Raw genomic sequence first — 13,245 nt, forward strand, 5'->3', positions numbered from 1 at the left:
GCGTGAAGCGTGAAGCGTGAAGCGTGAAGCGTGAAGCGTGAAGCGTGAAGCGTGAAGCGTGAAGCGTGAAGCGTGAAGCGTCGCAAATTGTAGAATCAAAAAAGCGAGAGTCAACAAGACTCTCGCTTTTTGTTTTTTTGCCTTAGAACCGCTCTTCCCCGCATCTCGGAGCGCAGCGTAACTCGCTTCTATGCGAAGCATATACTCCGATTTCTAGGCGGAGCCTACCTTACTGCTCTTCCTCATACAGGTAGCGAGCGATTTCAATCCGGTTGCTATACCAAATCGCACCACTTTCGCGGCCATATTTCTTAATACGATCAGCAACCAGCTCGGGCTGGTTATTGTCGCAAAGAGACTTCATGTCGCGGTAGAAGTTGAGCGCAAGTTCACAGGCTTCCTTCGACATAAAGTAATAACCGCCGACACGGGTATAAATCTTACGCAAACCATTGATGGTCAGGACATACAGGGTATTACCTGATTTTGTCGCCATTCCCTGGAACATACGGTAATCGTAATAGTTAAACGCACGAGCACGGCAAATTGCTTCGCATAGCTCAGGCTGATCTTTACCGTATTTATCAGTGATCTTTTTCACTTCCTGCAACAGCACAGCTTTTTCTTCGCTTGCTTCAACGAAGTCGACAAAGTTGTCTGCCTTTAGAAGCGTCTCGCAAGAGGTGATCACGTTATCCAGCAATTGGCTGGCTTCTTCATGGTTCCCCTTAACGGCATATCGCATGTAAACACTGCTGATATCCGTACGGGCAGAAAGCAAGTCCTCAAGCACGCCCTGAACATCTTGTCCGTCTAACGTGATCAGAGTGTCTAGAATACTTAGGCCCGAAGTGTCCATATAGTTATTTACACGAGTTGGCTTACCATGCTGGATAGTCAGCCAGCCATCACGTGCAAGACGTTGCAACACCTCACGCAAAGTCGTACGGGTCACACCGATCAGCTCGGATAGCTCTCGCTCTGCCGGAAGAATCGATCCCTGCGGGAAATGATTATTCCAGATACTCTCTATGATATATTTCTCAGCAAATGTTGCTGGGCTATCAGCCTTTATAACCATCTGATTATTTTTCCAGTTGCTTCTTGCTTATATATTTATTAACTCATCATACCACTAGTTATGCATTGGGAGAAACTTTGCAGAGTATGTAAAAGGTATGAATTACTTTATGCTTCGAAATTTGATGATGCTCAACGTTTCCTGCGAATTGTAAGCAAATATTTCAGAGCATGGTAATCTAGCGCCCAAATCCCCGGTTTTGAGATGAGATTTCAATTAATTAAACATCTTCTCATTTCACTACTTGACTGATCTAGATCAAACGGTACAGTTAGCACGATCAAACACTGGGAGCTGAATGGATGCTGCTGCCTACTTTAAGTTAAAAACCATCAGGGATATGATTTTTAGCTTAGGGGGTCTTATAAGAACAATTAACCAAAACAAAGATGGTTATCCTGATCTCAGACTATAAAGGCAAGGTAGCGACCAGCTCATCGAATAATTAGAGTATTTTGAGAGACCCAAGAACATGGCTATTTCGCTAGGGAACGCCTTTATTAAGAACTTCTTAGGCAAGGCTCCTGACTGGTACAAATTGGCAATCATTGCCTTTCTTATCGTCAATCCAATCGTATTTTTCCTCATCGACCCTTTTGTTGCAGGCTGGCTACTGGTAGTTGAGTTTATCTTTACCCTTGCTATGGCCCTGAAATGCTACCCGCTACAACCCGGTGGTCTGTTGGCCATCGAAGCGGTTGCCATAGGAATGACCAGCCCCGAGCAGGTCAAGCATGAACTGGTTGCCAACATTGAAGTGCTGTTGCTGTTGATCTTCATGGTTGCTGGCATCTACTTCATGAAACAGTTGCTGCTGTTTATATTTACCAAAATACTGATCGGTATTCAGTCAAAAACGCTGCTCTCGTTGTCGTTTGTTGTGATGGCTGCCTTTTTGTCAGCATTCCTTGATGCACTGACCGTGATCGCGGTTGTGATCAGTGTGACCATTGGTTTCTACAGCATCTACCATAAAGTCGCGTCGGGCCAGGAGCCCCACGCCTCTCACGACCACACAACCGATTTACACATTCGTGAAGTAAGCCGTAATGACCTAGAGAACTACCGTGCATTCCTTCGCAGCCTGCTAATGCATGCTGGTATTGGTACTGCTCTAGGTGGGGTTATGACCATGGTGGGTGAACCTCAGAACCTTATTATTGCTGATCAGGCGGGCTGGATGTTTGGGGAATTCATCATCCGTATGGCACCTGTCACCGTACCTGTTTTCTTCTGCGGTCTACTCACTTGTGTACTTGTTGAGAAGTTCCAAATTTGCGGCTACGGCACTCGCCTACCGGAAAACGTTCGCAAAATCCTGGTCGACTTCGACGAAGATGAACGCAAACGCCGTACCAACATTGACTATGCAAAGCTGGGCATCCAGGTTGTCATTGCTATCTGGCTGATTGTTGGCCTAGCACTTCACCTTGCTGCCGTGGGCCTGATCGGCCTGAGTGTTATCATCCTGGCAACCTCTTTTACTGGTATTACCGAAGAACATGCTCTCGGTAAAGCGTTTGAAGAAGCGCTACCGTTCACCGCGCTACTTGCCGTCTTCTTCTCTATCGTTGCAGTGATTATCGACCAGCATCTGTTTGCGCCAGTTATCGACATGGTATTGAGCCTGGAAGGCAGCGCCCAGATGACGATGTTCTATATTGCCAACGGCCTTTTGTCGATGGTCTCTGATAACGTCTTTGTCGGTACGGTATATATCAACGAAGTGAAAACAGCGCTGGTTAACGGTGTGATCACTCGTGATCAGTTCGACATGCTAGCAGTCGCGATTAATACAGGCACCAACCTACCGTCAGTGGCAACGCCGAATGGTCAGGCGGCCTTCCTATTCGCATTGACATCGGCACTAGCTCCGTTAATTCGCCTGTCTTATGGCCGCATGGTGTATATGGCACTACCTTATACCATCGTTCTATCACTAATTGGTCTGGCCGGTATCGAGTTTATGCTGACACCAATGACCAGCTGGTTCTATGACATGGGCTGGCTTTCCCACCATGTTGCGGAAGCTGCCTCACATATTGCACCTGCCGCTGGACATTAATTGAATCTTTAGTAAAGATAAGTGTCAGAAATAACAACTTTAAAGCCCTGATTAGTCAGGGCTTTCTTTTACGTTTAGGCGAGATCATCCCATGCAATTTCTGAATACCTTTTCAAAAAGCCGGTTATCATGGCTGTTACTGCTCGTTTTCATTATTTTCTTTGAAGCCTGCGCCCTGTTCTTTCAGCATGCTATGAAGCTGGATCCTTGTGTCATGTGTATTTATGAACGCGTCGCGATGATGGGGATTGGCTTTGCCGCCCTGCTCGGACTGGTTGCTCCTCAAAATACGGTTATCCGCTGGGCAGGTCTAGCCGGGTGGGGTTACAGCGCATACTGGGGGTTGTCATTAGCCAATGAACACGTAGGGTATCAATTCAACCCGTCGCCATTTGCCACTTGCGACCTATTTGTCACCTTCCCTGACTGGGCACCGCTGAATCAGTGGGTACCTTGGATGTTTGAAGCTACAGGCGATTGCAGCAAGGTAGTATGGTCGTTCCTTGGTCAATCAATGCCGCAGTGGCTGGTTGTTATTTTTGTGGCGAATCTTGTTGCCTTGGCTTTGGTTGTTATTGCGCAGTTTTTTGGGAAGAAGAAAGAAAGATTCTAGATCCTAGAAAAAAGTGTTGAGAAAGAAAAAGCGAGAGGTGAAGGCCTTTCGCTTTTTTGTTGGGTCCTGGGTCCTGGGTCCTGGGTCCTGGGTCCTGGGTCCTGGGTCCTGCAGGTAAGATTCAGCAGCCTCAAGCAAGTGTAAAAATCTTGCTCTTCCCAGGGCCTGCTTTTCCTAGGGCCCGCTCTTCTCAGGACTAAGATCTAGGAACCCGCACCTGCTCCCCCAACGCTTCCACAATCGGAAAATCCGCAGGGCATAGCTGATAGGATTCAATCTCAGCATGTTCCACCCATACCGCATCCTGATGGCTATGCAGCTCCAGCTCCCCAGCTTGCCAGTGGCTTAGGTAGCCTTTTAGGTGAATAACTTTATCGCCATAATCGAACACACTGTCAGCCAGCCAACAGCCAGTTTGGGTAGTGATCGCTAACTCCTCTTGTAGCTCGCGCTCCAAGGCTTGCTCCGGTGTTTCCCCGGCTTCGACCTTGCCGCCTGGAAATTCCCACAAGCCACCCTGGCTGGCATATTCAAAACGTTGGGCCAATAGAAACCTGCCGTCTTTTTCTATTACACCAGCGACCACCAGGATCACTGGTTTGCTATCAGGCAATAGGTCAGTATCAACCATTACTTACCACAGCACTGCTTAAACTTCTTGCCGCTACCGCACGGGCACGCATCGTTACGCCCGGTCTCTTTATACGGGTTAACAGCCTGAGCCGCTGCACCTTGCTGCAATTCATCAGCCGCCATAACCACTTCGCTCAGCATTAGGGGCAGCTGGACATACAGCTCTGCAGGCTGAGGCATCCCCTCGACACCGGCTTCTTCCATCTGAGCCAGTGTTGTACTCTCGTCAACCAACAGCATACACGTTGTCAGCAAGGCCGATAGCATACGCATAGTGCCATCAGACATAGCCTGATCAGCCCAGCTCGGCTCAATGTAAGGCCACACGGCAAGAAAACCTTCGGCAAAGTTGCTCATATCTTCAGTAACACCGGACTCTTCCTGCCAACATACCGGCTCAGGCAGCACGTACTCACCCGCCTTTATATAGCGGTACTGCATTTCAAAGTGGTTCAAGATGGCCATTTTAGGCTCACCTGTCACTGCGACCTGCTCATCTTCTGTCACCCCGCCGTGCACCAGCACTGGCAACCATGTTTCTGGCTCCAGCGGTTTTGGATTGGCGTTCGCAGCCAGTAAGGCACCTTCAATGAAAGTGGCTGGCATCCCTTCCCAGTCTGCAGGTAGTGTCATTAGTTCTGTCATCGTGTGTTCCGGTTTTTCGAGCAATACTGATTAGGCGCAGATTATATACCCAAACCACTTCAAGATGCTCGTTTCAGCGAGAATGACTTGGCTGGTAGGTCGGGCCGCGTAGGCAAGGCACAGATTTGAAGACATAGTAGCTCTACGTCAAAAAGCTGTAACAAAGCATAACAGCCAAGTCCGCTCGCCCTTCGGGAGTGATTCAGCAAGCCCATTTCAGTGTCAAATAACGTTGAAAGGGGCTACCATTCCTACCGTTATCTTCCTTGAACTGAACTTGCTGATATCACTCTGAATCCGGCATGTTGAAGTGGTTTGGGTATACTCGCAAACCACCTCCACAACAGCCCCACAGTAGTTCCAGTTAGTGCTATAAGTCTCACAGAATGCATCGACTAAGCATAAGCTGACATTTTTTGTTGAATTTTACTGCAGATACTGGCAAAAATGGGGCAATTAACGACAAGTATCAGGACGATGTCGATGTCTCAAGGGAAAGCAAACGCCATTATTGCAGGTGCCAGTGGCCTAGTTGGGGATGAACTGCTCCACCAGCTGCTTGCACACCCTCATTTCCAGACTGTCTATTCACTCTCACGACGTGAACTCCCCTTTCACAGCAAAAAACTGGTTCAGATCATTCACCCTGAGCTCAGAGTAACCGCCTGGGATGAAACCGACCCCACCCCGACATTGGGCTTTATCTGCCTGGGCACCACCAAGAAACAGGCCGGCAGCAACCAAGCCCTAGAAGCTGTCGATTTTCAATTGGTCAAAGATGTTGCTACGACCATGCATTTACTGGGGGTCAGACACCTCGTCGTTATCTCCAGCCTATTTGCCTATCCGTACTCCCCTTCGCATTATTTGCGCTGCAAGGGAAAGATGGAGCGGGTCATCCGCAAAATGGGGTTTTCTCACTGCATCTTTGTCCGTCCCGGCCCGCTAAAAGGCGAGCGGTCAAAACCTCGTTCGGATGAACAGGTCGTTCAGGGTGTTTTCGATATTATCAAGCCATTGGCAATTGGTCCGCTGGCCCATCTGACCCCGATCCCAGCCGAAGAAGTTGCCCGCTCAATGCTTGATCTCTCATTGCTCGCAGAAGAAGAGCTTATTAACGCAGTAACAATTGTCTCCGGGAAAGCACTACTCCCTGAACCGCACCATGTACTACAGGATTAGGTGACAAGCCCGCTATTCCAGACTAGAATCTCGCCCCTTACACAAACAATGGTGCAGTGCGAGAAAGCTAATGCCAAAAGCGATGCGAGTAATTTTAGGCCCGATGGAAGGTGTCCTCGATCATCTGATGCGAGAGATGCTAACCGAAATTAATGATTATGATCTTTGCGTTACCGAATTCGTGCGCGTGATTGATCAGCTACTGCCTAATAGCGTCTTTTATCGCCTCTGCCCGGAATTACGCCAAGGCGGAAAAACCACGTCCGGCACCCCGGTGAGGGTTCAGCTATTAGGGCAAGAGCCAAACTGGCTGGCAGAAAATGCCTATCGCGCAGCCCAGCTAGGCTCGGCAGGGATCGATATCAACTTTGGTTGTCCGGCCAAAGCGGTCAACAAAAGCCGGGGCGGTGCTGTCCTGCTCCAGGATCCCGAACTCATGTACCGCATCGTTAAAGCCGTACGCGAAGCAACAGATCCAAGAAAGCCGGTAACAGCCAAAGTCCGCCTGGGTTGGGATGATCCAGCACAATGCTTTGAAATCGCCGATGCTGTCGCCCAGGCCGGCGGCGATGAAATCGCTATCCATGCCCGTACCAAGGTCGACGGCTACAAGGCAGAAACCATCAAGTGGGACTACATTCGCCAGATCAAGGAAAAAACATCGATTCCGATCATTGCCAATGGTGAAGTCTGGAACTATCAGAATGGCCAGGACTGCCTACAGGCGACGCAAGTTGACGCCCTGATGGTATGCCGCGGCGCCCTGAACCTGCCAAACCTGTGTAATGTGGTGAAACGTAACGATGCCCATATGAGCTGGGAGGAAGTCCTACAGCTGCTTCTCCGTTATTCCCAGTTCGAAATCAAAGGGGATAAAGGCCTGTATTACCCAAACCGGGTCAAACAATGGTTTGCCTACCTACGCCATGAATACCCGGAGGCGAAAGCACTATTTGCTGACATTCGCCGCCATAATAAAGCGGCCCCGATAGTAGAGGTCTTGCAGGCTGCACACCACCAGCTTGCCGCATAGCGAACCTATTTTTTCATTATCATCACTTTCATAAACAAAACCCCAGCTCGAAGGCTGGGGTTTTGTTATCAATTCAATTTAGCTTAAGTGCCGATTAACGGCTTGGATGGTTCAAAATGTGGTCTTCCCAATCAATCACATCAATCTCATAAACAATCTTATCGCGTACAGATTCATCCGCTTTATGCATCGCTTCTTTCGAGCCCGTCAGCAGCGGGTGCCATTCAGGCAAATCCTTGCCTTCAGCCAGTAGTCGGTAAGCACACGTTTCAGGAAGCCAGGCAAACTCGTCGATACGCTCACGGGTTAGCTTCAGGCACTCTTCACCTGACTCAAAGCGGTTCGGGTAGTCTTTGCATGAACACGTTTTTTCATCCAGCAGGCTACAGGCAACATTGGTGTAGTAGATCTCATCGGTATCATCATCGATCAGTTTGTGCAGGCAGCACTTACCACAGCCATCACAGAGTGATTCCCACTCTTGATCTGTCATTGCCTTTAAGTCTTTCTCTTGCCAAAAACGTACCATATACCCAGCCTTTTCTGTGACGCTACCTTAACCCTTATGGTTAAGAAGGCGGTTTTATAGCCGCCTGACAGGTAAAGTGCAAGTGTTTCATCGGGATCTGGGGGCATAAAATGTCGTAATAATAGTCATTATTATTTATCGCCTATTTGGCTAATTATTTTTGATCCGATGGCTTTTGAATGGTAACTTTCGCACCCGTTTTGAGTGACTAATTAATTATAGGTGGGTTATGGAGTGTCGATTAGGTTGTGGGGCGTGTTGTATTGCGCCGAGTATCTCATCTGCGATCCCGGGAATGCCTAAAGGAAAACCTGCCGGTGTCCGCTGCGTGCAGCTCAATGACGAGAACCTGTGTAAGCTGTTTGGTAAGCCCGAGCGTCCGGCTGTCTGCCATCACTTCAAAGCCTGTCCGGATCTTTGCGGTAAAACATCAAAGCAAGCACTAGACAATATTACTGAATTGGAAAGCATGACCTAAGGCCATGCTCTCCCCATTATAAACAGTTATACGGCCACTTTACCCGTCAGAATGCGTAGTACCGACTTGGCATGCTCTACCGCCTGATGGCCAGAGTAGGTCAGGTAACCACCGTCTTCACTTGTCACCAATCCCTTCGCGTACAGTCGCTTTGCTGCTTCCACCAGATCTGGCGCAGCATCACTACGTACCTTAATTCCTTCCATATCGCTGTGCATTGGAAATTTAACCAGCAAATTCATTTCATTAACCAGTTCAGCTGTATATGGCATAGTCACCTCTTTATTTCTTTGGCCTGCCTTAATACTAGCGGCTAGGCTGAAGAAAAGTAGGTGGCAAGATCATATCCGTTGCAATCACCGTGCATAAAAAGCGACATAGTTCAAAAAAATGGATATTAGCAGAGAATAAAAAACCGCTCAGGTGAGCGGTTTTTTCATACAGTTTTGCTTATTGTTCAAATATTAAGCTTGAATACCAACAATGAGCCATGGTGCATTAGGCTTGCGTAAGTCACGCTCAAGATGCCAGATATCAGTGATATCTTCTTCGACACCTTCGTTACGGTCCTTATAGCGGCCAGAGAACTTAATGCTCAGCTGCGCCGTGCTCGCATCGTAATCGGCACGTACCAGCTCGGCATCGACATACATCACTTCGGTATGCTGTTCACCGTCTAGCTTCGCACGCTCTGCTGCAAGATCATTCAATAGCGCCGGGCTAACATACTCGCGAATTTTATCCAGCTCGTTATGGTTCCAGGCACCTTGGATAATGCGGTAATGATCACGCGAGCCGTTTAGAAACGCATTCATATTGAAACCAGGAGGCAGGTTAAAAGGCACATCGCTATCTGTTGAAGCATAACCGCCGCCTTGCTGCGAAAAACCGGTATTCGTGTCAGAAGCAGCCTGACGGTGCTGTTTCTGCTGTGGCGAACTTCCAGCATAGGCTTCACGATGGCCCATCGGCGTACGCTTGGCACCACGCATTGTCTTGAACAGCTTAAAGATCACAAATGCGATCAGGCCAAAAATCAGAATATCCATAAACTGGATACCGTCAAATGCGCCACCAAAGAAAGCCGCTAGCAGGCCACCGGCCAATAAACCACCCAGTAAGCCGCCCATCAATCCTTTTTTGCTCGACTTGCCTGCTTGGTTGGCAGCAGGTTTCTGTTGCTTTAGCGTGTCAGTCTGTTGAGGCTGCTGTTTTTTAACAGGCGCCGTTTTAAAGCTTTTACCAAACGACTTACCACCACCAAATTTCTTTGCTTCTGCATGCGGGGTCATAAAAGACACCGTCAAGATCAAAGCAAATATTGTAAAGAAGCGTTTCATTGATATGAATACCTTTGCCAAATATATGCTTCTGCATCCTAACGTGCTACTTCTGAATGTCAACTAAACAAACAAAGCAAATTGTTACTAATATTTATCTGACATGGAAACGCTAGGCAATCGGGTTGTTAGCTTCTGATTTCATTTTCTCCACATAATAATTTATACCGAGCAGTAATATTATCTGCTTGGTATTACTGCACTTATTGCTAATATCAGTGTCATACGCATAAATCCCAACAACAGGAAACATAATGCAAGATACTCATAGCAAACTCATTGGCTACTTACTGTGGATTTTTGGTTTCACCGGCGCGCACCGTTTTTATTATGGCAAGCCTGTTACAGGCACTATTTGGTTTTTGACCCTGGGCTTGTGTGGGATTGGCTGGTTAATTGATTTGTTCCTGATCCCGTCGATGGATCGCGAAGCCGACATCCGCTTCCAAAGCGGTGACGTGGACTATACCGTAGCCTGGCTATTGCTGACCTTCCTGGGCGTATTCGGCGTACATCGCATGTATATGGGAAAATGGCTAACCGGTATTCTTTACCTGTGTACGTTCGGCTTTTTCCTCATTGGTATTTTGGTTGATTTCTGGACATTGAATGATCAGGTATCAATACGTAATGGCGAGAATAAAGCGTAATACCCGCACATTTATGCAGTGTTGTGGCTTAAAATGCGCTGATAATGCATTCAGAATGTATGATTTAAGTCACAACAAACTCAGTAACCGCTAGCCTGCCTTTGTTTCTACTTGACCATTTAGAGTGAGAACAACTAAAATATCGAACATCGTTCTATAATATCTGGCCAGATGAATAAAGTCAGATCACTTTGCTTGCTCTGCAACCCCCACTCGGTGGATATCCATATTACAATTAGCAGAGTAAGACTATCTTCGATTAAGAGTAAAATTCCATGGCAAGACGAAATGACCACACTCGTGAAGAGTTGGTAAGTATGACACTGGAGCAAGTCAAAAACTTTCTCGATGAACATCCGCACCATGAACTGAGCTTACGTAAAGTCGCCGCAATGATCGGCTATGTACCAAGTACACTGGTCAACGTTTTTGGTAACTATAACCTTCTTCTGCTACATGCTGTTGCCCAAACCCTGGATGAACTTTTTGCTGAAGCAGAAGAGCAGATGAAAGATGTTTCTTCACCCGAAGATGCCCTACGCAAACTGGCGTACTGCTATCTGAATTTTGCTTCCCAGCACCCATACCGCTGGCAGCTAATTTTCCAACACACCATGAACGGTGAAGAACTTCCTGAATGGCAATCTGAGCGTATCGACAGCATGACTGGCATGCTAGAGGGCCTGATCCGCCAGATCACACCGCAGAAAACAGATGAATCCATTCTCGAAGCAAGCCGAGTATTGTGGGCAGGCGTACACGGTATCACCCTGCTGACAGTGGATGACAAATTATTCACGTCTACCCCTGTTGATGGCAAAGCACTGATCGACAACCTTATTGACACTTATCTGAACGCTTGGCAAGCATAAGCGGAGACAGAAATGAGTGCAAAGCCCCAGTCTCGCCTGCTAACCCAACAGCGTTTTTTACCGTATTTTCTCACCCAGGCACTTGGGGCTTTCAATGACAATGTGTATAAGAATGTCCTGCTCATTCTTATCGCATTTGCCGCCCCCGGCACCCTGCCAGTTGATTCAGACCTGATTATCAACCTTGCTGCCGGCCTATTTATTTTGCCTTTCTTTCTGTTTTCGGCCTCAGCCGGCGTCCTTGCAGATAAATATGACAAAGCGCTTATCATGCGGTTAGTTAAACTGGCAGAGATCATTATCATGTCAATGGCGGCGGTGGCCTTTATCGCCGAAAGCTATACCGCCTTGCTGGTACTGTTATTTTTGATGGGTACCCAGTCTGCTTTCTTCGGCCCGGCCAAGTATGCCCTGCTGCCACAGCACCTGAAAAAAGAAGAACTGGTCTCGGGCAATGCCCTGGTTGAAACCGGTACTTTTCTCGCTATTTTAATTGGTACCTTACTGGCTGGCGTTATTGCTAACCAGACCAATGCAACTACCATTGCTGCGGTTAGTGTCGTCAGTTTTGCCGTGATTGGCTATCTAAGCTCGCAATGGATCCCCGAAGCAAAACCCAGTAATCCAGACATCCCGTTCAAATGGCACCCAGTAAGGCAAACTCGCCATACACTGTCGATTGCCCGCCGGGACAAGACAATCTTTCAATGCGTACTGGGGATCAGCTGGTTCTGGTTTTTAGGTGCCTGCTACCTCACTCAGTTCCCCAATTTTGCTAAGCTACACTTAGGTGGCGATGCCGCAGCCGTCTCGTTTCTACTGACCCTCTTCTCCATTGGTATCGCTATCGGCTCGCTGCTGTGTGATCGCTTATCTGGCCACCGTATTGAACCGGGGATCGTGCCGCTAGGCAGCTTGGGGATCACCCTCTTTGGCGCCAATCTGATGTTTGCGACCCCGGAGATCATCCCGGCGACTCAAACCATCATTGAATTTGTTACGCACCCAGAGCTATTTCAAGTGTTCGTTTCGCTCACGATGCTCGGTGTTTCCGGCGGGATTTTTATTGTTCCTCTCTACGCCATGATGCAAAGCCGAGCCAAAGAGGAAGAGCGCGCACAAATTATTGCAGCAAACAATATCTGGAATGCCATTTTTATGGTTGTTAGTGCCGTTACAGCCATAGTATTCTTGTCGGTATTAGAGCTATCTATTCCACAGTTCTTCCTGTTCCTATCGCTGTTAAACCTGTTTGTTGTCCTCTATATCTATATCCAAACACCTGACTTTTTCTGGCGCTTTGTTGTGTGGCTGGTCAGTCACACCATGTACCGGGTACGCCACCATGATTTAACCAATATTCCAGCGAAAGGCGGGGCGCTTATTGTCTGCAACCATGTCAGCTATATGGATGCTTTATTACTGGCAGGTGCTTGTCCGCGCCCTATCCGTTTTCTGATGGATAGGGATATCTATAATATTCCGTTCATCAAAGCCTTCTGCAAAGCCTGCAAAGTCATTCCGATTGACTCTACAGACCGCAGATCCATCCTTAAGGCTTTCGTGAAAGTCAATGGCTACCTGGAACAAGGGGATATTGTGTGTGTGTTCCCTGAAGGACAGTTAACCCATAACGGTGAAATCGGCCCATTCATGCGCGGTATCGACCTGATCATCAAACGTTCGAATGTACCGGTGATCCCTGTTGCCCTGCAGGGGCTCTGGGGCAGCTACTTCAGCCGTGAAGGCGGCCGTGCATTGTTGAAGATCCCCAAACGCTTTTGGTCAAAGGTGAATATTGTGGCAGGTTCCCCGATCCACGCCAAGCAGGCCAACAGTGCAATACTGCGGGAGCAGATACTGGCGTTGCGAGGGGAAAATCGATGATAAGCGTGAAGCGTGAAGCGTGAAGCGTGAAGCGTGAAGCGTGAAGCGTGAAGCGTGAAGCGTGAAGCGTGAAGCGTGAAGCGTGAAGCGTGAAGCGTGAAGCGTGAAGCGTGAAGCGTGAAGCGTGAAGCGTGAAGCGTGAAGCGTGAAGCGTGAAGCGTGAAGCGTGAAGCGTGAAGCGTGAAGCGTGAAGCGTGAAGCGTGAAGCGTGAAGCGTGAAGCGTGAAGCGTGAAGCG

General features: G+C 48.2%; 14 protein-coding genes. 8 read left to right on the forward strand and 6 right to left on the reverse strand.

The genetic code is table 11. From position 1 onward, the window contains the following. Nucleotides 1-229: 229 nt before the first annotated feature. Entirely contained in the window at nt 230-1,081 is an 852-nt protein-coding gene (fadR, locus tag AC51G0_RS13650; protein ID WP_496299149.1) for a fatty acid metabolism transcriptional regulator FadR, read from the reverse strand. Nucleotides 1,082-1,553: 472 nt separating this feature from the next. Here fadR and nhaB point away from each other — a divergent pair, with 472 nt between their 5' ends. Next, entirely contained in the window at nt 1,554-3,146 is a 1,593-nt protein-coding gene (nhaB, locus tag AC51G0_RS13655) for a Na(+)/H(+) antiporter NhaB (RefSeq protein ID WP_496299150.1), read from the forward strand. A 91-nt stretch (nt 3,147-3,237) separates the two neighbouring features. Beyond that, a complete protein-coding gene (gene dsbB, locus AC51G0_RS13660) occupies nt 3,238-3,759 on the forward strand; it encodes a disulfide bond formation protein DsbB (RefSeq protein ID WP_496299151.1) in 522 nt (173 codons plus the stop codon). Between the two features lie 196 nt (nt 3,760-3,955). Here the strand turns inward: dsbB and AC51G0_RS13665 are convergent, their stop codons facing one another. Beyond that, on the reverse strand, nt 3,956-4,390 hold the full coding sequence (locus tag AC51G0_RS13665; protein WP_496299152.1) for a (deoxy)nucleoside triphosphate pyrophosphohydrolase: 435 nt from the start codon (nt 4,388-4,390) through the stop codon (nt 3,956-3,958). Next, on the reverse strand, nt 4,390-5,037 hold the full coding sequence (locus tag AC51G0_RS13670; protein ID WP_496299153.1) for an SEC-C metal-binding domain-containing protein: 648 nt from the start codon (nt 5,035-5,037) through the stop codon (nt 4,390-4,392). Before AC51G0_RS13670 ends, AC51G0_RS13665 begins: the two co-directional genes overlap by 1 nt. 483 nt (nt 5,038-5,520) lie before the next feature. On the opposite strand from AC51G0_RS13670, the gene AC51G0_RS13675 reads away from it, so the two are divergent. Both AC51G0_RS13675 and dusC read left to right on the forward strand, forming a co-directional pair. Next, the gene (locus tag AC51G0_RS13675) at nt 5,521-6,219 is read left to right on the forward strand and encodes an NAD(P)H-binding protein (protein WP_496299154.1); all 699 of its coding nucleotides are present in this window, start codon (nt 5,521-5,523) and stop codon (nt 6,217-6,219) included. Nucleotides 6,220-6,301: 82 nt separating this feature from the next. Then, entirely contained in the window at nt 6,302-7,252 is a 951-nt protein-coding gene (gene dusC / locus AC51G0_RS13680) for a tRNA dihydrouridine(16) synthase DusC (protein WP_496301952.1), read from the forward strand. A gap of 94 nt (nt 7,253-7,346) precedes the next feature. On the opposite strand, the gene AC51G0_RS13685 is transcribed toward dusC, so the two are convergent. Beyond that, complete coding sequence (locus AC51G0_RS13685; protein WP_496299156.1) at nt 7,347-7,781, reverse strand: YcgN family cysteine cluster protein; 435 nt, start codon at nt 7,779-7,781, stop codon at nt 7,347-7,349. 229 nt (nt 7,782-8,010) lie between these two features. On the opposite strand from AC51G0_RS13685, the gene AC51G0_RS13690 reads away from it, so the two are divergent. Next, a complete protein-coding gene (locus AC51G0_RS13690; protein ID WP_496299157.1) occupies nt 8,011-8,259 on the forward strand; it encodes a YkgJ family cysteine cluster protein in 249 nt (82 codons plus the stop codon). 26 nt (nt 8,260-8,285) lie between these two features. Here the strand turns inward: AC51G0_RS13690 and AC51G0_RS13695 are convergent, their stop codons facing one another. Together AC51G0_RS13695 and AC51G0_RS13700 are read right to left on the reverse strand one after the other, a co-directional pair. Then, entirely contained in the window at nt 8,286-8,531 is a 246-nt protein-coding gene (locus AC51G0_RS13695) for a TIGR02647 family protein (RefSeq protein WP_496299158.1), read from the reverse strand. 192 nt (nt 8,532-8,723) lie between these two features. Then, nucleotides 8,724-9,599 (reverse strand): Tim44 domain-containing protein, encoded by an 876-nt coding sequence (locus tag AC51G0_RS13700; protein WP_496299159.1) that lies wholly within the window; start codon nt 9,597-9,599, stop codon nt 8,724-8,726. A 254-nt stretch (nt 9,600-9,853) separates the two neighbouring features. Here AC51G0_RS13700 and AC51G0_RS13705 point away from each other — a divergent pair, with 254 nt between their 5' ends. The 3 genes from AC51G0_RS13705 to AC51G0_RS13715 all read left to right on the forward strand — a co-directional run bounded on the left by AC51G0_RS13705 (nt 9,854) and on the right by AC51G0_RS13715 (nt 13,008). Continuing rightward, nucleotides 9,854-10,249 carry an NINE protein gene (locus tag AC51G0_RS13705; RefSeq protein WP_496299161.1) on the forward strand — a complete coding sequence of 132 codons (396 nt, stop codon included), beginning with the start codon at nt 9,854-9,856 and terminating at the stop codon, nt 10,247-10,249. 275 nt (nt 10,250-10,524) lie between these two features. Next, nucleotides 10,525-11,121, forward strand: coding sequence for a TetR/AcrR family transcriptional regulator (locus AC51G0_RS13710; protein ID WP_496299162.1), 597 nt, complete (start codon nt 10,525-10,527; stop codon nt 11,119-11,121). A gap of 12 nt (nt 11,122-11,133) precedes the next feature. Next, nucleotides 11,134-13,008 carry an MFS transporter gene (locus tag AC51G0_RS13715; protein WP_496299163.1) on the forward strand — a complete coding sequence of 625 codons (1,875 nt, stop codon included), beginning with the start codon at nt 11,134-11,136 and terminating at the stop codon, nt 13,006-13,008. The last annotated feature ends 237 nt before the right edge of the window (nt 13,009-13,245 follow it).

The sequence above is a fragment of the Photobacterium sp. HL06 genome (assembly GCF_059552575.1).